This window comes from Edaphobacter acidisoli, assembly GCF_014642855.1.
Lineage (GTDB): Bacteria > Acidobacteriota > Terriglobia > Terriglobales > Acidobacteriaceae > Edaphobacter > Edaphobacter acidisoli.
In genome coordinates, this window is record NZ_BMJB01000001.1 from 2661976 (window position 1) to 2685749 (window position 23774).

Genomic DNA, 23774 nt, shown 5'->3' on the forward strand with positions numbered 1-23774 from the left:
TCTGATTACGGGATGACAAAGCGAAGCACGCCGTGGAAATATTGAGGCTTGCCGTCCTGAATCAGTGGCCGGAATTTCCACTCGTGCCATACATTCAACACGGCGCCTTGAGCAGCGATTGGAACCTTTGTAAATCCAATACCTGCAAGCTTGCCCTGCTCGTCTACACTCACTCGGACTTCGATAACTTCGCCAGACTGAAGGCCACTCGATGGCCATTTCGGCTCAACAAGATTGATAGCAAGACTTCTTACCTCGGCATCGCTCAGCTCGGGCAAAGGGTTACCGATCTTTGTTTCGAATGAAAAGCCTAGACCGCCATCCACCTGAACGCGGTTTCCGCTTTTATCAACAGCGGACTTGAACTTCCAGTGACGTACCTGATCGCGCGCAGGATCATCCAGGCCAGCGTTGTCAGAATTCAAAGGCCATGCCTCTCGAACTACTCCATCTCTATCTACCGAGACATACATTGCAAGCCGACCATGGACATTGCCCGACTGCACTGGGGGCCAAGTGATTTCCGGGTTACCTGCACTGAGCTGCTCCATCGCTGCCGAACTCACAGCCACAGATTCAAAGCGATTGTCGTCTGCTCCGAGAGGTGTGAAAAGGTCAGCTACATTTTTTATTTTTGATTCGTCTTCGAGAGTAGTCACAGCGCCAACGAGTCTAGTTCCCGGCTCTGGATCGTTGACGAATTGCATTGGAAACTGCTTTTTGCCGAAGCCACGGTAATCATGGAACTCCATTGCATAACGCGGGCTGCCATAAAATTTCAGCATTCCTTTGCCATCGAAGCAGATATTCGAAAAGGCATCCGTTGCCCTGTCGCCCGTTCCGATCTTTGATTGCGCTCGCGCACAAGCATCGGATTTATTTCCATTGGGCAACGTAATTTGTTCAAGCTGGATGCCGCTTGCTGTCCATCCTGCAGCATCAGGGATAGGTTCGAAAGCCGCAATGACGAATTCACGAAGCCACAGCGGGAAATAATCTCCTTCGTCCTTCTCTGTCTTTTTGCCTTCAGCAACGACGATGGTTTGCTTGAGGCCTTCTTTGTCGGTGACTTCGCGCCGCCACTGGTCAGGTGACATCCACCACTCTTCAATGGTCCCCTGATATGGAGATTGCGGGTTATCAGGTTCGGAGACCACAATCCGCATGTGGAAGGGACGCGCATCTGACCCGGTAAGCAGAGTCTTGTTCAGTGCTTTGGTTACCTCATCCCCCATCGGTATGCTAGTTCGCTTGATCTGAGTGTAGGCAGATGGAGATGCAATAAGCAGGAGAATGCCTGCAAGGGCCAGGTTTTTCATCGTGCAAATATACCTCACAGAGCCGTGCCTAACGGCCTTCAATAGCCTTCGGCTTTGCCGTAGTCGTGGCGGTTGTCGTGGCCGCCTAGCAGCTCGTGGGTTTTGGGGTCGATGGCGATCAGCTCGCTGTCGCCCCAGACTCCGGGGTTGTGCTCGTCGGCGACGGCGTCGCGGTGAACGGCGTAGCCCATCGCGCGGAGTTGTGCGACGACTTTGATGGGAAACTTCTTCTCGACGTCGATGCGGTCGGGCAGGTATTGGTGATGGAAGCGTGGGGCGTCGGCGGCCTGCTGGATGTTCAGGTGGTTGTCGATGGTGCTGATGATGTCGTTGGCGACGGTGGTGATGATGGTCGAGCCGCCGGGTGAGCCGAGGACGTAGCGGAGCTGGCCCTTGCGCGTGATGATGGTCGGGGTCATCGCGGAGAGCGGGCGCTTGAAGGGGGCGATGGCGTTCGCCGGGCCTTGAATGAGGCCGTACATGTTCGGGACGCCTTGCTTGGAGGCGAAGTCGTCCATCTCGTCGTTGAGCAGGAAGCCGAGGCCCGCGACGGTGACGCCGGAGCCGAAGGTGTTGTTGAGGGTGAAGGTGTTGGCGACGGCGTTGCCTTCGGAGTCGACGATGGAGAAGTGCGTCGTCTGCATGGATTCGTGCGCGGGCGGCGGCATCTTCGGCGGGGGCGGCATGAAGCCTGCGGGGCGGACGAGGTCTGCGCTGGGCGTGGGTTTGGTGCGGCTGATGGTCTTGCGCCAGGCGGCGGCGTAGCGCGGGTTGGTCATCTGGGCGACGGGTTGCGGGGTGAAGTCGGGGTCACCGAGATAGTCGGCGCGGTCCATGTAGGCGCGACGGAAGGCTTCGGTGATGATGTGGACCTGGCCGACGCTGCGGTCGGGGCCGAGCTTCCGGAGGTGGTAGCCGGAGAGGATGTTGAGGATCTCGACAAGGACGAGGCCGCCGGAGGACGGTGGCGGGGCGGTGATGACCTGGTAGCCGCGGTAGTTGCCGAGGATCGGCGCGCGGTCCTTGACCTGGTAGGCGGCGAGGTCGGCGGCGGTGATGAGGCCGCCGTTGGCCTTCTCGAAGGTGGCGATCTCCTGTGCCATCGCGCCTTTGTAGAAGGTGTCGGGGTCGGCGGCGATGCGGCGGAGGGTCTCGGCGAGCTCGGGTTGGCGGAAGGTGTCGCCGGGCTGGTAGAAGTTGCCGTCGCGCTGGAAGATGTGGGCGGAGACGGGGAACCTGGTGACGTTCTTGGCGTGGAGGTTGTCGGCTTCCTGCTCGGTGAGGACGAAGCCGTTGGTGGCGAGGGCGATGGCGGGGGCCATGTCCTGGGCGAGGGTGAGCTTGCCGAAGTGGCTCTGGGCGTAGACGAGGCCGGCGACGGTGCCGGGAACTCCGCTGGCCTTGTAGCCGAGGGTGGACATGCCGGGGACGACGTTGCCCTGGGCGTCGAGGTACATGTTGGTGCTGGCGGCGGCGGGAGCCTCTTCGCGGTAGTCGAGGAAGTGGGTGGTGCCGTCGTGCATGCGGATGAGCATGAAGCCGCCGCCGCCGATGTTTCCGGCCTGCGGGTAGACGACGGCGAGGGAGAAGGCCACCGCGACGGCGGCGTCGATGGCGTTGCCGCCTTCCTTGAGGATGGCTACGCCGGAGTCGGTGGCGTTGTGCTGGATGGTGACGACCATCGCGTGGCGGGCGCGGACGGGCTGCTCGGAGTGGGGCTGGGCAAGCGCGGGGACGGCGACGGCGAGGAGCAGGGCGAGGACTCTGCTCCGGGGTGATTCGGTCACTTCGGGTTCTCCTGTGGGCTCAGGTGAACCATGATAGCGGGTTGTCCCCCCCTCCCCCCTACTTTTTGCGCAAAGTCTTCAAAGTATTTGGGTTAAGTCTGGACTTCAAGGTTTTCATTTTCAGTGGCTTTCGCTCCCAATGAGAAAAGCCCCGGCTTGTGCCGGGGCTTTCTTGATTCTGTTTCTATTTTACGGGGTGGGACAAAACTAAACCGCCAACTTGCGGGAGAAAATTTTTGTAGCGGAAGTGGTTTGATCGGTTGGGGTTGGCGGGTTTTGCGGGTGGGATATGTGGGCTTTGGGGGCTTGACAGGAATTGATGGCGCGGAGGATTCGGGTCGTTTCGCCCTACGGGCTTCACTCCGACCCTTCGACTTCGCTCAGGGCAGAGCGAGATGCGCTTCGCGGGGCTTGTTTTGGCACGGAGACCCATGGCTAAAGCACTGGGCTACCAGCCGTGCCCTTCCACCTGAGGACTCTTTGTCCTGTTGCGAATTTAGAATGAAGAGCTATGACGACGACGGTTCGTTCGTATTCGAAGATCAATCTTGGGCTGGCGATTGGGCCGGTGCGCGGGGATGGGTTTCATGGGCTGGCGACGATGTATCAGACGCTGGGGCTGCATGACCTGGTGACGGTGTCGGCTCGAATGCTGGGTGCGGGCGCGGCTTCGCGGATTTCTTTGACGACGAACGATAAGCGCGTGCCGGTGGATGCGCGGAATACCTGCTGGAAGATGGTGGAGCGGGCGCTTGGGCGGCTGGGGTTGGCGGCTGAGGTTGCTATCCATATAGAGAAGCGGCTGCCAGTGCAGGGTGGGATGGGGGCTGGGTCGGCGAATGCAGCGGCGGCTTTGCTTGGGTTGGAACGGGAGCTTGGGTTTGCTTTGCCGGGGGCTGAGCGACTGCGGCTGGCGGGCGAGGTGGGGTCGGATGTGCCTCTGTTTTTGCTGGGTGGAGCGGTGCTGGGGCTGGGGCGTGGGGAGATGGTGTTTGCTATGCCGGATTTTCCGCGGACGTGGTGTGTGGTGGCGGTTCCGGAGGTGGGGGTTTCGACGCCGCAGGCTTTTCGGGATTGGGATGCTTTGGCCTCAGGGGCTAAAGCCCCTTCTTCACACAGTGGAGTTTACGGCACCGCTGAAGCCGTGCCCTTAACGGCACCCGGCGATGAGTCGGGCTTTCAGCCCTCTGAAATCTCTGGTCACCCTGAACCTGGGGCTTCGCCCCAGGCTGGTATAAAACGGGCCTTCGGCCCTGAAAGCTTGGCCAGTTCTACTCTTCCGAGAGCTGCTTTACGGGAGAATCGTGGGTTGACTTCCGTTCCTGCGGTCGATAGACTTGAGATGTTGAGTCTTGCTTATGCGTCCCTGTCTGCCCCTGTTGGAGCGAGGACTGGCGATGGTAAAGCTGGAACATCCGGTATCGTTCGCGTTGAAGTGCCTGATTTGAAGCAGGTTGAGTCTGACAGAGGTCAGACAACGGCGATGAATGATCTGGCCGAGGATGCCCTTCTCGCGCTTGTCCGCACCGGGATTGGAAACCGTGGTCTTCAGAATGACTTTGAAGATGTGGTATTTCCTAAGCATCCCTCCTTGCGGCAGATCAAGCGTCAATTGATGGGTGATGGTTCGGCTGGCTCCGGCGGCACGGCTGTTTATGCTGCGCTTTCGGGTTCCGGGTCGGCGCTGTTTGGACTTTACCGGTCCGAGGCGGATGCAGTGGCGGCTCAACGGCGCGTTCAGGAGTCTGGGTGCAAGGCGTTACTAACGACTACGCTGCCCCGCACGGATTACTGGCGCGAGATGTTCGCGGAGTGACCCCGTCAGGGCCTATGAACTGACGGCTTACTGGGCGATCGACTAATGGTAGGTCAAGTGCCTTTGGAGCACTTTGTCTAGGTTCGAATCCTAGTCGCCCAGCCAAAAGACGACGCCCGCGCGCGATGAATTTAGGGTTCTTTGGCGGCTGAAACAGGCCGCGGAGTTGGATGGATTTTGATTCGCCGGAACGAAGGCGGATGGAAGTACGAAGTTTGAAAGAGCAGTCTTAGTTTTTGGAGTTCGCAACAAGGATTTCGAAGAACAGGCGCGGAGCCGCAACGAGGCTTCGCTTGAGACAAACGCAGCAGGAACAACCAAAGGTCAACCAGCCCTGGAGGTTTCGACGTGAAGGAAAAAAGCACGAGCACTGCGGTCCTTTCCCCTATTTCTGAGCAGGCTGAAGAGACAAACTCTCAGCCTGCTCAAAACAACAACGCGCAAGCGAAGACGGCCGCCGAGCGGAAGCGCACGGGCAGGCTGGGCGAGAGCAAGCGCATCAAGATTTTCTGCGGATCGTCGAACCCCGCGCTGTGCGAGGAGATCTGCAAGTTCGTCGGAGTGCCGCTGGGCGAGACCCGGTTGCAGAGATTCTCTGACGGCGAAGTGCATTTTCAGCTGCTCGAGAACGTTCGCGGCGCGGATGTGTTTCTGGTGCAGCCTACGTGTTGGCCGGTCGATCAGCACCTGCTTGAGTTGCTGATCATGATGGACGCGCTGAAGCGCGCGTCGGCCGGGCGCATCACGGTGGTGATTCCGTACTACGGCTATGCGCGGCAGGACCGCAAGGACCGGCCCCGTGTGGCGATTACGTCGAAGCTGGTTGCAGACCTGCTGACGACGGCTGGAGCGAATCGCGCGCTGCTGGTGGATTTGCATGCGGCGCAGATTCAGGGGTTCTTTGATATCCCGGTGGATCATCTGTTTGCCAGCCCGGTGCTGGTGAGCTACTTCCGGGAGTTGAATTTGCCGAACCTGACGGTGGTTTCGCCGGATGCGGGAGGCGTGGAGCGGGCGAGGTTTTTTGCCCAGAAGCTGGAAGTGCCGCTGGCCATTGTGGACAAGCGGCGCACGGACATTAATGTGACCGAGGTGATGCACGTGATCGGCGATGTGAAGGGCCGGACGTGCTTGATCCTCGACGACATTATTGACACCGCCGGTACGCTGGTGAAGACGGCGGAGGCGCTGCTGGAACAGGGCGCGGAGAAGGTTTATGCGTGCGCGACGCATCCGGTGCTGTCGGGGCCGGCTGTGGAACGCATCGCGAACTCACGACTGGAACAGGTCGTCGTGACGAATACGATTCCTTTGCGCGATGACGCGAAGGCGTTGGAGAAGATTAAGGTGCTTTCGATTGCGGGCCTGTTGGGACGCGCGATTGAGAGCATTCATATGGAGACCAGCGTTAGCTCGCTGTTCAACTAGGGATTAGAAAACCAAAAGGGAGCGAGGCTCAACCTCGTGCCCGAAAGGATGAGTGAACGATGGCAGGAACGACAGAAGCAGTAGTGGCGACTCCCCGCACAGGGAAGTTCAACAAGAATGCGGCGCGGCGTGTGCGCGTTGCAGGCAAGATTCCGGCTGTGGTGTATGGCGCGGGTCAGGATGCGGTTGCCGTTGCGGTTGACCCGAAGGTGATCACGAAGATTCTGCACTCGGAGTCTGGCCATAACTCGATCTTCGACCTGAACGTCGAAGGCTCGGCTGTGGTGAAGGCGATGATCGTGGACTGGCAGCATGAGCCGATCAAAGGCAAGCTGCTGCATATCGACCTGAAGCGGATTGCGATGGACAAGGTGATGCGCGTGTCGGTGCCGATTCAGCTTGTGGGCGTGGCGGTGGGCGTGAAGGCCCAGGGCGGCATTCTGGAGCATGTGCTTCGCGAGGTCGAGATCGAGTGCCTTCCGGCGGACATTCCGAGCCACCTGGATGTGGACATCTCGGGCCTGGAACTGCATGGACTGATTCGCGTGAAGGACCTGCCGCACTCGGGCAGCATCAAGTTCCTCGAAGACGAGGATACGACTGTGGCCCATGTGACGGTCATCAAGGAAGAGGCTGCGCCGGTTGCAGAGGAAGGCGCTGCAGCTCCGACGGAGCCGGAAGTGGCGAAGAAGGGCAAGACGGACGAAGCTGCCGCTGCTCCTGCCGCCGACGCGAAGAAGAAGTAGCTGGAAAGGCAGCCTGCTTGATTTTGCGGGCTGCCTGAGCTTCAGGAAGGGAACGTGGCGTGAAGCTGATTGTCGGTCTTGGGAATCCCGGTATCGAGTATCAGTTCACGCCGCATAATGCAGGGTTTCTGGCGGTGGACCGGATCGCAGAGGTTTTGGGCGTTTCGGTGGTGAACCGCAGGGGCCGAGCGTTGACAGCGAAGGCGAGGTTTGCGGGACAGGATGTTCTGCTGGCGAAGCCGGAGACGTTTATGAACCTGAGCGGGCTTTCGGTGGCCGCTCTGGTGGATGAGTTGGAGCTGGACCCGTCGGCGGACGTGATTGTGATCTACGACGAGCTGGCGTTTCCGCTGGGACAGTTTCGGCTGGCTCAGCGGGGTTCGGCGAACGGGCACAACGGAGTGAAGTCGATCTCCGGGGTGCTGGGCACGGAAGAGTGGATCCGCATCCGGATTGGCGTGGGCAAGCCTGCGCTGGCGGATGGGCGGGAGATTAAGGCGGGCGGCAGGGATTATCTGCTGACGCCGATGCGCAGGCAGGAGCTTGCGGTGCTGGATGAGGTGCTCGACCGGGTGAAGGACGCGGTCGAGGTGGTGCTGACGAAGGGCGTTGGCGCCGCGATGAATGAGTTCAACCGGAAGCCCGGCGAGCCGGAAGGCAACGGCGAGGCGAAGGGGAAGTAAGCAGTATCACGCAGTAGATTCCATACCGCAGCGGCAGACCAGACGCGGTTGCGGTGCGAAGCGGAACTTCGCAGAAAGAAGTGAGTGAGATGAATCGCACGTATGAAGTGATGTACATCGTTCGCCCTGATGTTGAGGAAGCGGACATCGACAAGCTGATCGAAGGCTTCGAGAAGAACGTGACCGACGGCGGCGGCGAGGTGAAGTCGACCGAGAAGATGGGTCGGCGCAGGCTGGCCTACACGGTACGCAAGTTCAACGACGGGTTTTATGTGCTGATGACGATTGCGGCCGCGGGCTCGCTGGTTGGCGAGATCGAGCGCAGGCTGCGCGTCTCCGAGCAGGTGATCAAGTTCATCACCGTGCGCATCGACGAAGAGGAGAAGCGCCTGGCGAAGATCAAGGCCATTCGCGGCACGAAGGTGAAGCGCAGCTCGCTGCCCGCTGAGGTCGAGACTGTCGCGGCTGTCGCGGCTGAGGCCCCGGCCGCTGCCGAGGCTGCTGCCGAGAGCGCGAGCGCTTAGTTTCTGTGGATTTTTTGAAACGAGATCTGCGATGACGGCTTTGAGCCGCTTTCGCCAAACACGATAGACGCCTTACCCCGCTTCCATCGGAATGGAACGGTTTGGATTCCGAACATCGGATTCCGGATTCCGGATTCCAGATTCCGAAGCTCAGAGGCCCCTCAGCGGGTCTGGAGCGGGCGAGGCATAACCGAGACGGAGAGGATACGAACCATGGCTGACGAGACGACCAGCACACCATCGACTGAACAAACATCTGCACCACGCCCTGCCCACTCGGGCCCGCGCCCGCCGCGCCCCGCGGGCGGTCCTGGCGGCGGCCCCGGCGGACGGAAGTTTTTCCGCCGCAAGAAGGTCTGCAAGTTCTGCACGGAGAAGATCGACCAGATCTCGTACCGCGACGTGCGCCTGCTGCAGGGCTTTGTGGCCGAGCGCGGCAAGATTGTTCCGCGCCGCCTGACGGGCGTTTGCACACGGCACCAGCGCCGCCTGAGCCTGGCAATCAAGCAGTCGCGCAACATCGCCCTGCTTGCCTTTGCCGCGCGCTTCTAACTTTTTGAGACCACGACTGGCTGACTGAACGCCAGACAGGAATTGGAGAAATCGCATGGAAGTCATTCTGAAAGAAGATGTGAATAAGCTGGGCCACCGCGGCGACGTGGTGAAAGTGGCTGACGGCTATGGCCGCAACTACCTGCTGCCCGGAAAGCTCGCCATTGAGGCGACGGCAGCGAACAAGGCCGTGATCGAGCAGATGAAGGCCTCGGCCGTGCGCAAGTCGGCGAAGGAGAAGGTGGAAGCCTCGGCGCTGGCGGAGCAGCTCAACGCGGTCGAGCTGGTGTTTGAGCGCAAGTCGGGCGAGAACGATCACCTGTTCGGCTCGGTGACGTCGAGCGACATTGCGCACGAGCTTGCCGCGAAGGGCTTCACGATCGACCGGCGCAAGATTGCGCTGGACGATCCGCTGAAGACCATCGGCGAGTACCACGTTCCCGTGAAGCTGCACCGCGAGGTGACCAGCCACGTGAAGGTGACGGTGAAGGGCGACCGCGAAGAGGTTGCCGAAGCACCGGCTGCTGAAGCTACGGCGTAAATTTGTTCATTACTTAGAAGCGCACCGCTTTCCCGTGAGTTAATCGCGGGTGGTGGTGCGCTTTTTTTGCTGCGTGATGAAGCCGGTGGTGGACAGCTATAAGGCGGGCTTTCAGCCCTTTTTTGTGGCTGGTGTTGCCCGGACTGAAGTCCGGGCCTATCTCAAAGGCAACAGCAAGGGCAACGGCAGTCGAAGGAAGCGGGGCAGCGAAATTGTCCCGGGGGCTGAAGCCCCCTTTTTTATTTGTGGCCGGTATTGCCCGGACTGAAGTCCGGGCCTATCTCAGAAACAACAACAAGAGCAACAGCAACAACAAGGGCAACGACAACAACAAGGGCAACAACACGGGCAAGAGACAGACACTAACGATTCGTGGTGACGGTCGCAAGGGCCTTGCGGGCGGCTTCGAGCGTTATGTCGATCTCGCGTTGGCCGTGGGCGGTGGAGACGAAGGCGGCTTCGTACTGGCTGGGCGGTAGCCAGACTCCGGCTTCGAGCATGGCGCGGTGGAAGTGGCCGAAGGCGGATGTGTTCGACTTTGCCGCGTCGGTGTAATTTGTGACCGTCTGCGCGGTGAAGAACCAGGTGAACATGGAGCCTACGCGGTTGGTTGTGAGGTCTACGCCGCTTTCGCGGGCGATTTTTGATACGCCTTCGGCGATGGAGGCTGTGGTGCGTTCGAGTGCGGGGTAGATTTCGTGCTCGCGGGCGATCAGCTCGTTGAGTGTGGCGATGCCCGCGGCCATGGCGAGCGGATTTCCGCTGAGCGTTCCGGCCTGATAGACGGGGCCGACCGGGGCGAGGTGGTCCATGATGTCGGCGCGTCCGCCGAATGCGGCGCAGGGCAGGCCACCGCCGATGATCTTGCCGAGCGTGGTCAGGTCGGGCTGGATGTTGTAGAGCTGCTGCGCGCCGCCGAGCGAGACGCGGAAGCCGGTCATCACCTCATCGAGGATGAGCAGCGCGCCGTGCTCTCGCGTGAGTGCGCGCAGGCCTTCGAGATAGCCGGGGTTCGGCGGGATGGTGCCGGCGTTGCCGACGACTGGTTCGACGATGACGCAGGCTATCTCTTGGGGGCGAGCGACGAATGCGGCGCGGATGGCTTCGAGGTCGTTGAACGGGAGCGCGATGGTGTGCATCGCGGTCTCTTCGGGCACGCCTGCGGAGCCGGGGATGCCGAGCGTTGCTACGCCGCTGCCTGCTTTGACGAGCATGGCGTCGGAGTGGCCGTGGTAGCAGCCTTCGAATTTGATGACGAACTTGCGCCCGGTGAAGCCGCGGGCGAGGCGGATGGCGGTCATACAGGCTTCGGTGCCGGAGCTGACGAAGCGGAGTTTTCCTATCGATGGGACGCAGCGGCGAACCAGCTCGGCGAGGTCGGATTCGGCTGCGGTGGAGGCTCCGAAGCTGGCGCTGCGCGTGGCGGCTTGCTGGATGGCCTGGACGACGGGCGGGAAGGCGTGGCCGAGGATCATGGGGCCCCAGGAGCCGAAGTAGTCGAGGTAGCGGTTGCCGTCGGCGTCGTAGAGGTAGGCGCCCTCGGCGTGGGTGATGAAGGGAGGGTCGCCGCCGACGGCGCGGAAGGCGCGGACGGGCGAGTCGACGCCGCCGGGGAGGAGCTGTTCGGCGCGGTGCTGTAACTTGCGGGATTCGGTGAGGTTGAGGGGCATTGCTTTCAGTATAGAAGTCTCGGGAGGCGCGAAGCTGGCTGCGGCACTGCGCGACCACGGATGTACGCGGATGGCACGGATTTTCTATCTCTCGGTGGAATCTGGGCGATCCACCTACATCCACGGTCGCTGTCTGCTCCTTGTCCCTGCTGCGGCGCGAGGTCTTTAACAGAGTGCGGAGGTGGCTCCTGCTAGACTTAAGATGATTTTCCTCTTTCATTCGTAAATTTCTTGGAGCATGACCTTGCCGGACGAGACCTCCCCGACGACCGAATCGACCCAGACACAGGCACCACGTAACTCTTCGCTGCGCACGACCGTGGGGCTGGAACAGGACGCGGCGCGTGCGAAGTCCGCAAAGAAGACAGCGGCGAAGAAGTCTGTCAGCTACGCTGACGCGGGCGTTGATATCAGCTCGGGCGAGCGGAGCAAGCAGCGCATCAAGATGCTGGCGCGCAAGACGTTCAACAAGCACGTGCTCTCGGAGATTGGCGGATTTGGCGGGCTGTTTTCGCTGGACCTGGAGAAGTTTCCGAACCCGGTGCTGGTGTCGTCGGCCGATGGCGTGGGCACGAAGCTGAAGGTTGCGTTTGAGCTTGGGATTCACCATACGGTGGGCCAGGACCTGGTGAACCACTGCGTGAACGATATTGCCGTGCAGGGCGCGACGCCGCTGTTCTTTCTGGATTATCTGGCGACGGGCAGGCTGGATAACGAGACGATTGAGACGGTGGTGCAGGGGCTGAGCGAGGCGTGCCGCGCCAACGGTTGCGCTCTGATTGGCGGCGAGACGGCGCAGATGCCGGGCTTCTATGCTGATGGCGAGTATGACCTGGCGGGAACGATCATCGGTGCGGTGAACCGCGACAAGATCATTACGGGCAGCACTATCGCCAATGGCGACGTGCTGATTGGGCTGCCTTCGAATGGGCTGCACACGAATGGCTACTCGCTGGCGCGCAAGCTGCTGTTTGAGGTGGCGAAGTATGGCGCGGACCAGTATGTGAACGAGCTGAAGGACAAGACGGGCGCGGCGCTGATGCGGACGCACCGCAGCTATCTCTCGATCATCAAGAAGCTGACGGGGGCAGAGGTGGTTGCAGGGATGGCGCACATTACCGGCGGCGGGATTACGGACAATCTGCCGCGCATTATTCCGAAGGGACTGGGCGCGGTGGTGGACCTGGCGAGCTGGCAGGTTCCGCCGCTGTTTGAGCATCTGCAGAAGCTGGGCAATGTCGAGCAGGACGAGATGATGCGCACGTTCAACATGGGTATTGGACTGATTGTGGTGGTGCCGGCGGAGAAGCTGAAGAAGGCGAAGGCGGTACTGAATCGGGCCAACGAGCGGCACCACATCATCGGGCGCATTGTGCGCGGTGAACGCAAAGTGACGTACAACTAGAAACGCAGCGCCTGTTTGTCGCGTCCATATACAAGACACTGATGCCCCGACCCCACTCCCCAACTCCAGGCGCGGCCAGCAAGCGGTTGCTGCCGCTGCTCGTTGTGCTGCTGGTCTCGGCTCTGCTGGTCTCGGGCTTTGCGCTTCCTCTTGCGGCGCAGCAGGCTGCGGAGTTGCCGGACAGCCCTTCGGCGCAGACTGCCGCTCAGGCGACGAGCATTACCGGCGTCGTTACAGATGAGGACGGAGCTGCGGTCGCGGGCGCGAGCATCGCGTTGATGCATCCGGACCGGCCTGCGATGGCGGCGCAGAAGACGGTGTCGGGCGCTGATGGCGGGTTTGCGCTGAATGATGTGGCTCCGGGCGCGTTTCAGGTCTCGATTACTGCGGTTGGGTTCAGCGTGCAGAGCCTTTCGGGCACGATTGCGCAGGGGCAGCAGGATGCGCTGGGCACGATTCGATTGCGCGCTTCAGTGAACATTGGAGTTAACGTCTCCTCGAACACAGAGCAGATGGCCGAGATTGAAGTGCGCCATGAAGAGAAGCAGCGCGTGCTGGGCATCATTCCGAACTACTACATCGTCTATGACGGGAGCACGGCTCCGCTGGATACGAAGCAGAAGTATCGGCTCGCGTGGCGTACAGCGATAGACCCGACGAGCTTTCTAGGAGCTGGTGTGATTGCAGGGATTGAGCAGGGTGCGAATACCTTTCCTGCGTATGGGCAAGGAGCGGCGGGTTATGCGAAGCGATTTGGCGCAGCTTATGCCGATGGCTTCTCGGCAAATCTGCTGAGCAACGCCGTCTTCCCTGCCCTGTTCAAGCAAGACCCGCGCTACTTCTACAAGGGGACGGGCAGTGTGCGGTCGCGGGCGGCTTATGCGATTGCCAACTCTGTTGTGTGCAAAGGCGACAATGGACGCTGGCAACTTTGTTACTCGGGTATTCTCGGAAGTCTTGCAGCGGGAGGGATTTCGAACCTGTACTATCCGGCGGCCGATCGCAATGGCGTGGGCCTTACGTTGGAGAATACGGCGCTCGGCATTGCAGGCGGCGCGGCTTCGAACCTGTTTGAGGAGTTTCTGCTGAAGAAGTTCACGACGCACAGCCATGGGCAGACGCATCCTTAGCCCTCGTTAGATTATTGCGAGAGACCTAACGCCGATTTACACCGATGACACCGATTTTAAAAACATGGAGCGACCACGGATTTCGCGGATGAACACGGGTAAAACTGCAAAAAAAAAACGTGTCTCTCCGTGGAATCCGTGGTCGCATTGCTCTATCGGTGGTATCGGTGTAAATCGGTGTCAGGTCTCTTGCGGCGACCGAATAGAATCAGCTACGGAGAAACTTTTCGACATGAAGCGTCTGGGCGTACTTCTTTCGGGCCGTGGCTCGAACTTTCTTGCCATCGCTAGGGCTATTCGCGAACAGCGTCTGCCTGGGGCGGAGATCGCTGTTGTGCTCTCAAACCGCGAGGACGCGCCTGGACTGGCAGCTGCGCATAAGCTTGGCCTGCCTGCATTCTGTGTGCCCTCGGCGGGGCGCAGCCGCGTTGACCACGATGCGGAGATGCTGGCGCGGTTGCATCAGCACAAGGTCGATCTTGTTTGCCTGGCCGGATACATGCGCGTGATTACGCCGGACTTTATTCGCGCGTTTCCTGATCGCATCGTCAACATTCATCCTTCGCTGCTGCCTGCTTTTCCGGGGCTCGATGCGCAACGGCAGGCGCTGGAGTATGGGGTGAAGATCTCAGGCTGCACCGTGCACTTCGTCGATGAGGCGGTGGACCACGGCGTAATTATTTTGCAGAAGACGGTCCATGTGAAGGACGACGATACGGTCGAGAGCCTCTCGGCGCGCATCCTTGAGCAGGAGCATATTGCTTATCCGGAGGCGATTGCCCGCGTGTTGAGCGGAGAGTACACGATTGAGGACCGGCGATTTGTGTCGCACGAGAACAAGGCTTTGCGGGTGACTGCGCGGTAGCGGCTAGGTCTGTTGCTGGCCGAGTTGCCCTTGCTGGTCTTTGGCGTCGCCGAGTGTGACTTTGACTTCCATGCGGCGCTGGCCGCGGAAGATGGTCAGAGTGACGACGTCGCCTGTGCGGTGGGCGTTCAATGCGGCTTGCAGGTCCTGCGGGGTGGCGATCTCCTGTCCGTCGAAACCAACGATGAGGTCGCCGCCTAGCATGACGGGAATGTTGCCCTGGTAGGCGCGCTCCGTGCCTCCATGCAGGCCGGCTTTGTCGGCTGCTCCGCCGGGGAGGACGCGCTCGATGAGCAGGCCGTAGTCGGCGGCGAGGCCGATCTGCGCGGCGATATCGGGGCCGATGGCCAGGGTTTGGATGTCGAGCGAGGGACGGCGGACGTAGCCGTACTTGGCGATGTCGTTGAGGAAGGCTTTGGCCGTGTTGATGGGGATGGCGAAGCCGATGCCGGAGGACTGGTCGGCGCCGTTGTTTGCGATGAGCGTGGTGATGCCGATGACCTCGCCGCGCGAGTTCAACAGCGGGCCGCCGGAGTTGCCGGGGTTGACGGCGGCGTCGGTCTGGATGGCGTCTTCGATGGGATTATTTTGCGGGCCGCGAATGGAGCGGATGGCGGAGATGATGCCGCGCGTCATGGTGCCGGAGAGGCCGAAGGGGTTGCCGATAGCGTAGACGCGCTGGCCGACGACGAGGTTCTGCGAGGTGGATAGCGTGGCCGGTTGCAGGTCGGGCGCGTCGATTTGCAGGAGAGCGAGGTCGTGGTTCTTGTCCACCTGCAGGACCTGCGCTTTGTACTGGTGCTTGTTCCAGAGCGTGACCTGGACGCGCTGCGCGTTCATGATGACGTGGTTGTTGGTGAGGATGTGGCCCTGCTTGTCGAGGATGAAGCCTGAGCCCTGGCCCTGCTGCGGGACGGGGCCGTAGAAGAAGTCGAAGGCGACGGCGGTGGAGGTGATGTTAACCACTGAGGGCAGCGCTTTTTTGTAGACCGCGATGTTCTGCTGCTCTTCGGTGTCGAAGGCGGGTGCGGCGTCGGCTTCGGTGAGGTTGAAGGTGCCGAGCGGGCCTTTGAACGCGGTTTCGGTTGCGTTGGGCTGCGGGCCGAGCTTGACGGTGTGGTGCACCCACGATGCGACCGAACCGGCTGGTATGAAATGCGTCGTCAGAAAGTAGAAGCCGCACAGAAGAACAAGCACAAGCAAGACCGGACGAAGTTTCATCGCAGTAGACCTGATTTCCTCACTAGCAACAGGTGGGCCTGCCGCTGGTTTGATTGTATCGGGATGAGTGCTGTTCAGGTTGCGAGCGTTTGCAGGATGGGCCAGAGTTGGTCTACCTGCCACTCCAGTTCCTGCAGTGAGCCGTCGTTGGTGAGGACGTAGTCGCAGAGTGCGGCTTTCTGGTCGTCGGGAATCTGCTGTGCCAGGCGGCGGCGCGCTTCGTCTTCGAGTGCGGTTTGCTTTTCCGGAGTTGTGTCTGGCCCGGCTGAGCGGGCTACGAAGCGGGCGATCTTGATCTCTTCGGGAGCGGTGACGAGAACGAGCTTGTCGAAGCGGTTGCGCCAGCGGTCTTCGCCACCGTGTTTTGTTCCGCCATGCTTCGTTTCGAGAATGAGCGCAGACTCGACGACCACGACGGCGTTCGGTTCGCTGGCAAATATCTCTTCGGCAAGTTCTGCCTGGCGCTCGATGACCGCAGGATGAATGATTGCGTTCAGCTCTTCGACGCGGCCTTCAGCGAAGGCGATTTTGCCTAGCGCGGGGCGGTCGAGGTGTCCGTCGGGCAGAACTATGCCTGGGCCGAAGTGCGCGACGATTGCGGCGTAGACTTGCTGGCCCGGCTCCATCAGCTCGCGACCCATGGCGTCCGACGAGAACACGTGCGCGCCGTGGGCTGCGAATATGCGTGCGACGGTGGATTTGCCGCTGCCTAGTCCGCCCGTGAGGCCTACGCGCAGCATCGCGGCTAGCTCTTCCCTGCTTTGAGTCCGCGGCGGAGTTTGGCTGCCGTTACGGTGTTCTGCATGAGCATGGCGATGGTGAGTGCGCCGACTCCGCCGGGTACTGGCGTGTATGCGCCGGAGATGGGGAATGCTTCGGGGTGGATGTCGCCGACGACGACTGAGCCGCGTTTGGCGAACGTGGCGGCGCGGGCTGTGTCGTTGGGGAAGAAGCCTGCGACTTCGTGCGCGTCGGTGATGCGGTTGATGCCGACGTCGATCAGCGTGGCTCCGGGCTTAACCATGTCGCGGGTGATGAAGCCGGGGCGTCCGATGGCTGCGACCAACAGGTCGGCTCCGCGTGTGACGGCGGGGAGGTCGCGCGTTTTGCTGTGGCAGACGGTGACGGTGGCTGAGGCGTTCAGGAGCATCATCGCGGCGGGCTTGCCTACGATGTCGGAGCGTCCGACGACGACGGCGTTCTGGCCTGCGACGGGGAGGTTGCTGCGGCGGAGGATCTCCATGATGCCGGCGGGGGTGCAGGGGGCGAGGCCGGGCTGGCCGCTCTGCAGACGGCCCACGTTCACGGGATGAAAACCGTCGACGTCTTTGTCTGGCGAGACGGCTTCGAGCAGGCGTTTGGTGTCGACGTGCTTGGGCAGCGGGAGCTGGATAAGGATGCCGTCAATGTCTTCGCGCGCGTTGAGGTCGGCGACGATCCTGAGCATCTCTTCGGTGGTGACGGACTCGGGCGGGGTGAGCATCTCGCTGTAGATGCCGAGTTCGCCGCAGGTTTTGACCTTGCTGCGGACGTAGATCTCGGAGGCAGGAACGTGGCCTACGAGAACAACTGCCAGGCCGGGGGTCGTTCCGTGGGCCGCAAGCTGCTTCACCTCTGCCGCGACCTCGGCCTTGATCTGGCCGGCGATTGCGACGCCATCCAATACGCGTGCTGTGGTTGTCATCACTTTCATGGTATCGTGCCTGCGCCCGGCTAAGATAAGGGATGGAAGCAAACGTGCTCAAGGCGAAGGGCCTCGAACGGCTGGTTTGCCCGGTCTGCCACCAACAGCTTGGGCTCGCGGATGGTGGTATCCGGTGCATGGGTTGTGGCCGCGTCTATCCGTCGGTTGACGGCATCCCGGTCCTAATCGCCAGTCGCGCCACTGGCATCTGAACTTCCCTCCTTCCTTTTGCGTAAAACAAAAAATAGTTGACGGGGCTTGACGGAACAAAGACAATCCACGAGCGCGGCCACTCGTCTAATGGATGGTAGTGTGCCGAAGTCGGCCCCTAATCGCTGACCGGAGAGGACAGATGATGCAGCCAAAGAAACCCCAGGTCGAGCAGTTCCCTGAAGCAGATCTTGCTGGATTGCGCGAAGAGTTGCTGAAGGCCGGACTGGACTCGTGGCAGGCCGCAGAGTTGATCAGCGGCTTTCTGGCAGCGCATGGATATGGGGTTTCCACCGAAGAGGCACGCGTCGCCGTCTCGCACATGGAGTCGATTGGCTGCTCGCTCAAATGCCTTCAGGCAGAGCTGGAAAAACTCGCGCACATCATGTGAAGTGCCTTAGCCTGCCTGCGCTGCGCCATCATGGCAGTGCATAATTAATACATGCCGTCATTGTGGACCCCCTCCAACTGGCCTCAGCGCCTGGCCGAGCTTCTGGCGCCGACCGGCGAGCTTAAGGAAGCGCCCCTGCGCCGTGATGTTCGTTCTCTCGGTACGCTGCTGGGCGGCGTGTTGCGCGAGCAGTCGGGCGATGCGCTTTATGACTCAGTTGAGACGCTGCGCCGTACCGCCATTGCGCGACGCGAGGCTGATGGTCATGATCCGGAAAACGCTGCGAAGCTGCTGGAACAGGCCCGCACCTGTGTTCACGAGCTCGATCTACCGGCGGCGTACCGGTTGGCGCGTGCATTTGGGTTTTATTTTGAGCTGATCAATTTGGCAGAGACCAATCACCGCAAGCGGCGGCGTCTTTCAAGCCAGTTGAATCCTGGTGCGGCTCCTCAGCGTGGTGATCTGCGCGGCACTCTGCGGAGGCTGCGCCAGTCTGGCGCGACTGCTGCCGAGGCTTACGAGCTGCTTAGCCGTATTTGCATTACACCGGTCTTCACCGCGCACCCAACGGAGATTGCGCGGCGCAGCGTGATGTTCAAGCGCCGTCGCATCTCGGACCTGCTGGAGCAGCTTGACCGCGTTCCGGTGCCGGAGGCGCAGCTTGAGTCGCTGGAGCGCGACCTGATTGCCGAGATTACCGCGCTGTGGCAGACAGATGATGTGCGCAGCGCGCGGCCTTCTGTGCGCGACGAAATCCGCATGGCTTTGGACTACTACGAGTCGTCGCTTTTCGATACGCTGCCTGTGCTTTACAACGAAATCGCGACTGCGTTGGCAGAGGAGTTTCCGCCGAGTAGCGCGCAGAACGGTACGCAATCGATCTGCACGCTGCCGAAGGTGATCAGCTTTGGCTCGTGGATTGGCGGCGACCGCGATGGCAATCCTTTCGTCACGCCTGCGGTTACGCGTGATGCGCTGGCAATGGCAAACAATCTGCTGATGAACCACTATCGTCGCAGATTACAGAATGTGTTTGAGCAGCTTGGCAGCTCGACGCAACAGGTTCCGGTCTCGGCTGAGGTTGGCGACCTTCTCGATCGCTATCTGGCGCAGCTTCGCACGGCTGGCCAGACAGCGCTGGAGGAGCGGTTCCACTTTGAGTATCTACGGCTGCTGATTGCCTGCATCATGATGCGGCTGGGTGCGACGCCGCAGTCGAGTATTCCTTTGCCGGCGAAGCCTGCGCTGCCGCCGTATACGCGCGCTGCTGATCTGATCAGTGACATCAACGCCATTCGCACCAGCCTGATCGAAAATCACGGGCCTCGCCTGGCGCAGATGTTGATTGATCCGCTGTTGATGGAGGTGCGCACCTACGGGCTGCATTTGCAGACGCTCGACATACGGCAGCATGCGCGCATCAATACGGCTGCGCTTGCGGAGCTGACCGCTGTTACTGGTTCGGGTGTTGCCGCGGCGCTCAGTCCGCAGACGGAAGAGGTGCTCGATACCTTCCGCGCGATTGCTGAGTTGAAGAAGACGTATGCGGCGGAGGCGATTCAGCAATACGTCATCAGCGGCGCCACCGGCGTCGAGGATATTTTGAATGTGCTGCGCCTGGCGCGGCTTGGCGGTGTGAGCGTCGAGGCCAAGGGCGACGATCCCGGGCTGCAAATTGTGCCGCTGTTCGAGTCCATCGAGGACCTGCAGAATGCGGCGGGCGTGATGCGCGAGCTTTGGACGAGCGAGGCTTATAAGCCGCTGCTCGAAAGCTGGGGCTACCGGCAGGAGGTCATGCTCGGCTACTCGGACTCGAACAAAGATGGCGGCATGATTTCGAGCACGTGGGAGATCTACAAGGCACACCGTGCGCTGCACGACGTTGCGCGCGAGTGTGGCGTTGCGCTCAGGCTCTTCCATGGACGTGGCGGCACGGTGGGACGTGGCGGCGGACCGACGCATCGCGCCATCTTCGCGCAGCCCATCGACAGCTTTACGGGCGAGCTGCGTATTACCGAGCAGGGCGAGGTGCTGAACTGGAAGTACTCCGATGTAGTGCTGGCGGAGCGGAACCTGGAGCTGATGATCGCGGCGTCGCTGGATGCGATTGCGCGACCCGATGCGAAGATTGAGCACGCGGAGAAGGTTGCGGTGCCGCATCTGACGGGCGAGATTCTGCCGGAGTGGGAGGCTGCGCTCGACGAGCTTGCGGCTACCTCCTACGACTTCTATCGCAAGCACATCATCGACAACCCGGACACGTTTACGTACTTTGAACAGTCCACGCCGGTGGCTGAGCTGGAACATGCGCGACTTGGTTCGCGTCCGGCCAAGCGGAGCGGCAGGAAGTCGATGGCTGACCTGCGCGCGATTCCGTGGGTCTTCGGGTGGATGCAGTCGCGGCAGCTTGTTCCTGCGTACTTTGGTGTGGGCTATGCGCTTGATAAGTTTGTGAAGAAGGCGCCGGGCAATCTGGCGCTGCTGCAGACGATGGCGCGCGATTTTCCGCTCTTTCTCGACATTATCCGCAACGTGGAGATGGCGCTGGCTAAGGCGGACTTCGGCATCGCACGGCTGTATGCTTCGCTGGTCGAAGATGAGGCGCTGCGGAATCGCGTCTTTACGACGCTTGAAGAGGAGTTCAACCTGACGCATCGGTTGCTGCTCGAGATCACCGAGCAGAGCAGGCTTCTAGAGAAGAACGCGGTGCTCGAGCGATCGATTCGACTGCGGAATCCTTACGTCGATCCGATGTCGCTGATTCAGGTAGAGCTGATTCGGCGGAAGCGTCAGGCTGCGGTCAAGGGCGAGCCTGAGTCGCCTGAGCTGAACCGCGCTATTTCGGCGACGATCAATGGCATCAGCGCCGGGCTGCGCAATACGGGTTGATGCCGTTCAGTGCGAGCGTATCTGCGACGAGATCTATGTCGTAACGGGATGCCTGTGCAGATAAGCCTCACCCGCAAGGTACGTGACGCCGAAGCCTATCCAGAAGGCGATGCCGAAGAACTGGTGCGGCGTCAGGTGCGTCAGGCGTGAGGTGGCGAAGAAGACGCCCATGACCGGCCGCGTGGTCGCAATGCCAAGCAGGACCGAGACGGCGCGCATCATCCACTCGCGGTAGCGAGCCATCTCTCCCCGCGCAAACAGCACCCACGCCTTCGTCAGCGAGAAGAGAAAGATAGCGTCGAAGACGAGCACCGCCGCCTGCTCTGTAACTCCGCCGACCGGCAGCGCAGCCATCGGCAGCGCCGTCAGCCCTACCACTGCGCCGAGGACCAGCAGCGCGATTGAAACCCTGCGGTATGCGGTCGCGGTCGCCCGCACTCTTCGCGAAAACCAGAACGGCAGCAGGATCACGAAGATCAGCGCCGGGACGATATGGGCCATGGTCAGCGCGGCGTGCGAAGCAAACTGAGCGTCGAGATTGCCCAATTCCACCGTGGCCGGCGCAGTTGGAGGGAACAGCAAGACTGCAATTCTCCGGACAGCTGCCGCTGCTCCGATGAAACAGAGTCCGTACAGCGCTACCCACTTCAGCCGGCCTGAGGACTGCGTTGCGGTATCCATTGCACACCTCCGCTCACTCCTGATACGCAGAGCGAGGCAGCCAGGTTCTCAGAACCCCTGGTCGGAGCGGAAGGCGGTGACCTTGTTGTTCACGAAGGTCACGGCCATCGGCTTGCCGAGGTTGGCGAAGACGACCATGCGGTTGCCGTAGTCCTGGCTGGTGCTCTTCGACACCTGACCGAGTGAAAGCTCGACCTGGCGCTCGTTCATGCCGAGGATGACCTGATGCGCATCGACGGCCTTCCAGATTTCGGGGCCCCAGTGTTTGTAGAGGATGTGCGGGTCGTCGTAGAAGAAGATCTCGTCGGTATAGAAGGTGTAGTCTTTGCCCTCGCGGTAGCCGACGGGCACGGCGTACTCGTGCGTGTCATTGGGCAGCGTGAAGACGAGGAGCACCTGCTGGTCGCCGCCGGGGATGCGGTATGTTGCGGCCTTGGGTGCGGCTTGCTCGGCTACATCTTTGACGACGAGCGGCTGCGCGCCGAGCAGCGTGCCTGAGGTCTTCGCGTACTCGACACGATGGCCGACGTAGGGGTAGTAGTCCATCTGGCCGCCGGCGGAGACCCAGATGGTCTTGCCGTCGAGTTCTTTGACGTCTTTCGGTGTGTCGGGGCGCATCTTCTTGAGGAAGACGAGGTCGTCATCGTCGATCTTTTGTTCCTGCTGCGGTACCGGGGTCTTCATGGGCTCGTTGCGCTCGTGATGGAGATACGCCAGTTCGCCGCCTACTGCGAGGATGAGCACAGCCGTGGCCCCGATGGCCGCCTTCACAACGCTATTCACGCGAGAAACCTCCGCCGAATCAATCTAATCTTCAGGGCCACTCTAATCTACGGGCTCGGCTATGCTCAACTCGCGGTCGGCTTCGAGGAGCTCTTCAGCGGTGAGGGTGTCGACGCTGCGGAGGGTGGGGAAGAAGGCCGCCGCGCCGAGGGTAACGGCGATGGAGCCGATGCCTCCGATGACGACGGCGGGGACTGCTCCCCACCAGCTGGCGGTGACGCCGCTTTCGAATTCGCCGAATTCGTTGGATGCGCCGATGAAGAGCCAGTTGACGGCGCTGACGCGGCCGCGCATCTCGGGCGGCGTGGCGAGCTGCAACATGCTGCCGCGGATGACCACGCTGACCATGTCGCTGCCGCCGACGATGATGAGCGCGATGGCGCTGATGAGCAGGCTGCGCGAGAGGCCGAAGACGATGGTAGCTGCGCCGAAGACGCCTACACAGACAAGCATCAGCCAGCCGGCGCGGCGCTTGATGGGCTTGATGACCATGAAGAGCGAGACGGCGAGCGCGCCTACGGATGGCATCGCACGCAAGAAGCCAAGGCCCTGCGGACCGGAGTGGAGGATGTCGGTGGCGAAGATGGGGAGCAGGGCGGTTGCGCCGCCGAGCATGACGGCGAAGAGATCGAGCGAGATGGAGCCGAGCAGGAGTTTGGTACGCCAGACGTAGTCGAGGCCGGCGAGGACGGTCTTCACGGAGAAGGCTTGCTTCTCTGCCCGCACCATGGGAGCGCGGATGATGGCGACCAGTATGAGGAAGCCGAGCAGCATGACGAGCGTGAAGGCGTAGACGATGGCTGCGCCGTTGAAGTGCATCAGCACGCCTGTGAGCGGAAGGGTGAAGAGCAGTCCGCCGACGGCTGGGCCGGTCATGTTGGCGGTGCGGTAGACGGTCGCGCTCCAGGTGACGGCGTTGACGAAGTGTTCTTCGGGCACGAGGCTTGGCAGCATGGCGCTGGACGCTGGGCCGCTGAAGGCGCGGCCGGTGCCAATGCCGAGCAGGACGAGATAGATGGGCCAGACGCGGCCTCCGCGTAGTGCGGTCTCTCCGCTGAGCGAGAGAGCGAGTAGCGCGATGGTACAGAGGAACTGAAGCCCGTAGCAGGCAAGGATGATCTTGCGGCGGTCGAAGCGGTCGGCGGTGTGACCGGCGGCGAGCATGAGGAAGAGGCCAGGCAAAAAGAGGGCGAGGCCGGTGTAGCCGAGGTCGAGCGCAGAGTGGGTGATGGCGTAGACCTGCCAGGCGACGGCAACGGCCTGCGCCTCCGCGCCGATGATGACCATCAGGCGGGCGACCTGGTACAGGGTAAAGTCACGGGACTTGAAGGCGTCTCCTGCGGTCAGGAGGCCCCGTTTCGGACCGTCATCCATATGCTATGGTTTCACATTTCGGGGTGGAAACGAATTCGAGAGGCGTGCCCCTAGAGTTCTCGACTACTATAGACG

The 23774-nt window shown here is 61.2% G+C and carries 22 protein-coding genes and 1 tRNA gene; 14 read left to right on the forward strand and 9 right to left on the reverse strand.

Annotated elements, in window-relative coordinates; all coding sequences use genetic code 11:
- Positions 1-5: 5 nt before the first annotated feature.
- Complete coding sequence (locus IEX36_RS10735) at positions 6-1319, reverse strand: energy transducer TonB (RefSeq protein ID WP_188759307.1); 1314 nt, start codon at positions 1317-1319, stop codon at positions 6-8.
- 38 nt (positions 1320-1357) lie between these two features.
- Positions 1358-3106 (reverse strand): gamma-glutamyltransferase, encoded by a 1749-nt coding sequence (gene ggt / locus IEX36_RS10740; RefSeq protein WP_229668874.1) that lies wholly within the window; start codon positions 3104-3106, stop codon positions 1358-1360.
- Between the two features lie 511 nt (positions 3107-3617).
- Between ggt and IEX36_RS17485 the strand changes: the two genes are divergently transcribed.
- From IEX36_RS17485 to rplI, 8 genes are all read left to right on the forward strand, one after another.
- Positions 3618-4922, forward strand: coding sequence for a 4-(cytidine 5'-diphospho)-2-C-methyl-D-erythritol kinase (locus IEX36_RS17485; RefSeq protein WP_229668875.1), 1305 nt, complete (start codon positions 3618-3620; stop codon positions 4920-4922).
- A gap of 31 nt (positions 4923-4953) precedes the next feature.
- Positions 4954-5027: transfer RNA gene (locus IEX36_RS10755), tRNA-Gln, on the forward strand.
- 243 nt (positions 5028-5270) lie between these two features.
- Entirely contained in the window at positions 5271-6350 is a 1080-nt protein-coding gene (locus IEX36_RS10760; RefSeq protein ID WP_373283035.1) for a ribose-phosphate diphosphokinase, read from the forward strand.
- A 59-nt stretch (positions 6351-6409) separates the two neighbouring features.
- The gene (locus IEX36_RS10765; protein ID WP_188759308.1) at positions 6410-7096 is read left to right on the forward strand and encodes a 50S ribosomal protein L25; all 687 of its coding nucleotides are present in this window, start codon (positions 6410-6412) and stop codon (positions 7094-7096) included.
- A 59-nt stretch (positions 7097-7155) separates the two neighbouring features.
- The gene (pth, locus tag IEX36_RS10770) at positions 7156-7779 is read left to right on the forward strand and encodes an aminoacyl-tRNA hydrolase (RefSeq protein WP_188759309.1); all 624 of its coding nucleotides are present in this window, start codon (positions 7156-7158) and stop codon (positions 7777-7779) included.
- Positions 7780-7868: 89 nt separating this feature from the next.
- Positions 7869-8303, forward strand: a complete 435-nt coding sequence (rpsF, locus tag IEX36_RS10775; protein ID WP_188759310.1) for a 30S ribosomal protein S6 — start codon at positions 7869-7871, stop codon at positions 8301-8303.
- Between the two features lie 213 nt (positions 8304-8516).
- Positions 8517-8855 (forward strand): 30S ribosomal protein S18, encoded by a 339-nt coding sequence (gene rpsR, locus IEX36_RS17630; RefSeq protein WP_188759311.1) that lies wholly within the window; start codon positions 8517-8519, stop codon positions 8853-8855.
- A gap of 55 nt (positions 8856-8910) precedes the next feature.
- A complete protein-coding gene (gene rplI, locus IEX36_RS10785; RefSeq protein WP_188759312.1) occupies positions 8911-9396 on the forward strand; it encodes a 50S ribosomal protein L9 in 486 nt (161 codons plus the stop codon).
- A 362-nt stretch (positions 9397-9758) separates the two neighbouring features.
- Here the strand turns inward: rplI and hemL are convergent, their stop codons facing one another.
- Positions 9759-11066: a glutamate-1-semialdehyde 2,1-aminomutase gene (hemL, locus tag IEX36_RS10790; RefSeq protein WP_188759313.1), complete on the reverse strand. Its 1308-nt coding sequence runs from the start codon at positions 11064-11066 to the stop codon at positions 9759-9761.
- A 325-nt stretch (positions 11067-11391) separates the two neighbouring features.
- On the opposite strand from hemL, the gene purM reads away from it, so the two are divergent.
- From purM to purN, 3 genes are all read left to right on the forward strand, one after another.
- Positions 11392-12471, forward strand: a complete 1080-nt coding sequence (gene purM / locus IEX36_RS10795; protein ID WP_373283045.1) for a phosphoribosylformylglycinamidine cyclo-ligase — start codon at positions 11392-11394, stop codon at positions 12469-12471.
- Between the two features lie 41 nt (positions 12472-12512).
- Positions 12513-13601: a carboxypeptidase-like regulatory domain-containing protein gene (locus tag IEX36_RS10800; RefSeq protein WP_188759315.1), complete on the forward strand. Its 1089-nt coding sequence runs from the start codon at positions 12513-12515 to the stop codon at positions 13599-13601.
- Positions 13602-13833: 232 nt separating this feature from the next.
- Positions 13834-14466, forward strand: a complete 633-nt coding sequence (gene purN / locus IEX36_RS10805) for a phosphoribosylglycinamide formyltransferase (protein ID WP_188759316.1) — start codon at positions 13834-13836, stop codon at positions 14464-14466.
- 3 nt (positions 14467-14469) lie between these two features.
- On the opposite strand, the gene IEX36_RS10810 is transcribed toward purN, so the two are convergent.
- The 3 genes from IEX36_RS10810 to IEX36_RS10820 form a co-directional block, all read right to left on the reverse strand.
- Positions 14470-15687, reverse strand: a complete 1218-nt coding sequence (locus tag IEX36_RS10810; protein WP_188759317.1) for a S1C family serine protease — start codon at positions 15685-15687, stop codon at positions 14470-14472.
- A gap of 74 nt (positions 15688-15761) precedes the next feature.
- Positions 15762-16427 carry a dephospho-CoA kinase gene (gene coaE, locus IEX36_RS10815; RefSeq protein ID WP_188759318.1) on the reverse strand — a complete coding sequence of 222 codons (666 nt, stop codon included), beginning with the start codon at positions 16425-16427 and terminating at the stop codon, positions 15762-15764.
- A 5-nt stretch (positions 16428-16432) separates the two neighbouring features.
- Entirely contained in the window at positions 16433-17380 is a 948-nt protein-coding gene (locus IEX36_RS10820) for a bifunctional 5,10-methylenetetrahydrofolate dehydrogenase/5,10-methenyltetrahydrofolate cyclohydrolase (protein WP_188759319.1), read from the reverse strand.
- A gap of 32 nt (positions 17381-17412) precedes the next feature.
- Between IEX36_RS10820 and IEX36_RS10825 the strand changes: the two genes are divergently transcribed.
- From IEX36_RS10825 to IEX36_RS10835, 3 genes are all read left to right on the forward strand, one after another.
- On the forward strand, positions 17413-17583 hold the full coding sequence (locus IEX36_RS10825) for a Trm112 family protein (RefSeq protein WP_188759320.1): 171 nt from the start codon (positions 17413-17415) through the stop codon (positions 17581-17583).
- A 140-nt stretch (positions 17584-17723) separates the two neighbouring features.
- A complete protein-coding gene (locus tag IEX36_RS10830) occupies positions 17724-17972 on the forward strand; it encodes a hypothetical protein (protein WP_229668876.1) in 249 nt (82 codons plus the stop codon).
- Between the two features lie 51 nt (positions 17973-18023).
- Entirely contained in the window at positions 18024-20861 is a 2838-nt protein-coding gene (locus tag IEX36_RS10835; protein ID WP_188759321.1) for a phosphoenolpyruvate carboxylase, read from the forward strand.
- Positions 20862-20894: 33 nt separating this feature from the next.
- Here IEX36_RS10835 and IEX36_RS10840 read toward each other — a convergent pair whose 3' ends face one another.
- Genes IEX36_RS10840 through IEX36_RS10850 form a run of 3 tightly spaced genes read right to left on the reverse strand, consistent with a single transcriptional unit; the run spans position 20895 to position 23699 of the window.
- On the reverse strand, positions 20895-21542 hold the full coding sequence (locus IEX36_RS10840; RefSeq protein WP_188759322.1) for a DUF2306 domain-containing protein: 648 nt from the start codon (positions 21540-21542) through the stop codon (positions 20895-20897).
- A 48-nt stretch (positions 21543-21590) separates the two neighbouring features.
- Positions 21591-22325 (reverse strand): hypothetical protein, encoded by a 735-nt coding sequence (locus IEX36_RS10845; RefSeq protein ID WP_188759323.1) that lies wholly within the window; start codon positions 22323-22325, stop codon positions 21591-21593.
- 42 nt (positions 22326-22367) lie between these two features.
- The gene (locus IEX36_RS10850) at positions 22368-23699 is read right to left on the reverse strand and encodes an MFS transporter (protein WP_188759324.1); all 1332 of its coding nucleotides are present in this window, start codon (positions 23697-23699) and stop codon (positions 22368-22370) included.
- Positions 23700-23774 lie beyond the last annotated feature (75 nt).

Bases quoted from the DNA above. Each gene is read 5' to 3' on its own strand.
- IEX36_RS10735 (WP_188759307.1), bottom strand. From the start codon at position 1,319: ATGAAAAACCTGGCCCTTGCAGGCATTCTCCTGCTTATTGCATCTCCA.
- IEX36_RS17485 (WP_229668875.1), top strand. From the start codon at position 3,618: ATGACGACGACGGTTCGTTCGTATTCGAAGATCAATCTTGGGCTGGCG.
- IEX36_RS10765 (WP_188759308.1), top strand. From the start codon at position 6,410: ATGGCAGGAACGACAGAAGCAGTAGTGGCGACTCCCCGCACAGGGAAG.
- rpsF (WP_188759310.1), top strand. From the start codon at position 7,869: ATGAATCGCACGTATGAAGTGATGTACATCGTTCGCCCTGATGTTGAG.
- rpsR (WP_188759311.1), top strand. From the start codon at position 8,517: ATGGCTGACGAGACGACCAGCACACCATCGACTGAACAAACATCTGCA.
- rplI (WP_188759312.1), top strand. From the start codon at position 8,911: ATGGAAGTCATTCTGAAAGAAGATGTGAATAAGCTGGGCCACCGCGGC.
- hemL (WP_188759313.1), bottom strand. From the start codon at position 11,066: ATGCCCCTCAACCTCACCGAATCCCGCAAGTTACAGCACCGCGCCGAA.
- IEX36_RS10800 (WP_188759315.1), top strand. From the start codon at position 12,513: ATGCCCCGACCCCACTCCCCAACTCCAGGCGCGGCCAGCAAGCGGTTG.
- purN (WP_188759316.1), top strand. From the start codon at position 13,834: ATGAAGCGTCTGGGCGTACTTCTTTCGGGCCGTGGCTCGAACTTTCTT.
- IEX36_RS10810 (WP_188759317.1), bottom strand. From the start codon at position 15,687: ATGAAACTTCGTCCGGTCTTGCTTGTGCTTGTTCTTCTGTGCGGCTTC.
- coaE (WP_188759318.1), bottom strand. From the start codon at position 16,427: ATGCTGCGCGTAGGCCTCACGGGCGGACTAGGCAGCGGCAAATCCACC.
- IEX36_RS10820 (WP_188759319.1), bottom strand. From the start codon at position 17,380: ATGAAAGTGATGACAACCACAGCACGCGTATTGGATGGCGTCGCAATC.
- IEX36_RS10825 (WP_188759320.1), top strand. From the start codon at position 17,413: ATGGAAGCAAACGTGCTCAAGGCGAAGGGCCTCGAACGGCTGGTTTGC.
- IEX36_RS10830 (WP_229668876.1), top strand. From the start codon at position 17,724: ATGATGCAGCCAAAGAAACCCCAGGTCGAGCAGTTCCCTGAAGCAGAT.
- IEX36_RS10835 (WP_188759321.1), top strand. From the start codon at position 18,024: ATGCCGTCATTGTGGACCCCCTCCAACTGGCCTCAGCGCCTGGCCGAG.
- IEX36_RS10840 (WP_188759322.1), bottom strand. From the start codon at position 21,542: ATGGATACCGCAACGCAGTCCTCAGGCCGGCTGAAGTGGGTAGCGCTG.
- IEX36_RS10850 (WP_188759324.1), bottom strand. From the start codon at position 23,699: ATGGATGACGGTCCGAAACGGGGCCTCCTGACCGCAGGAGACGCCTTC.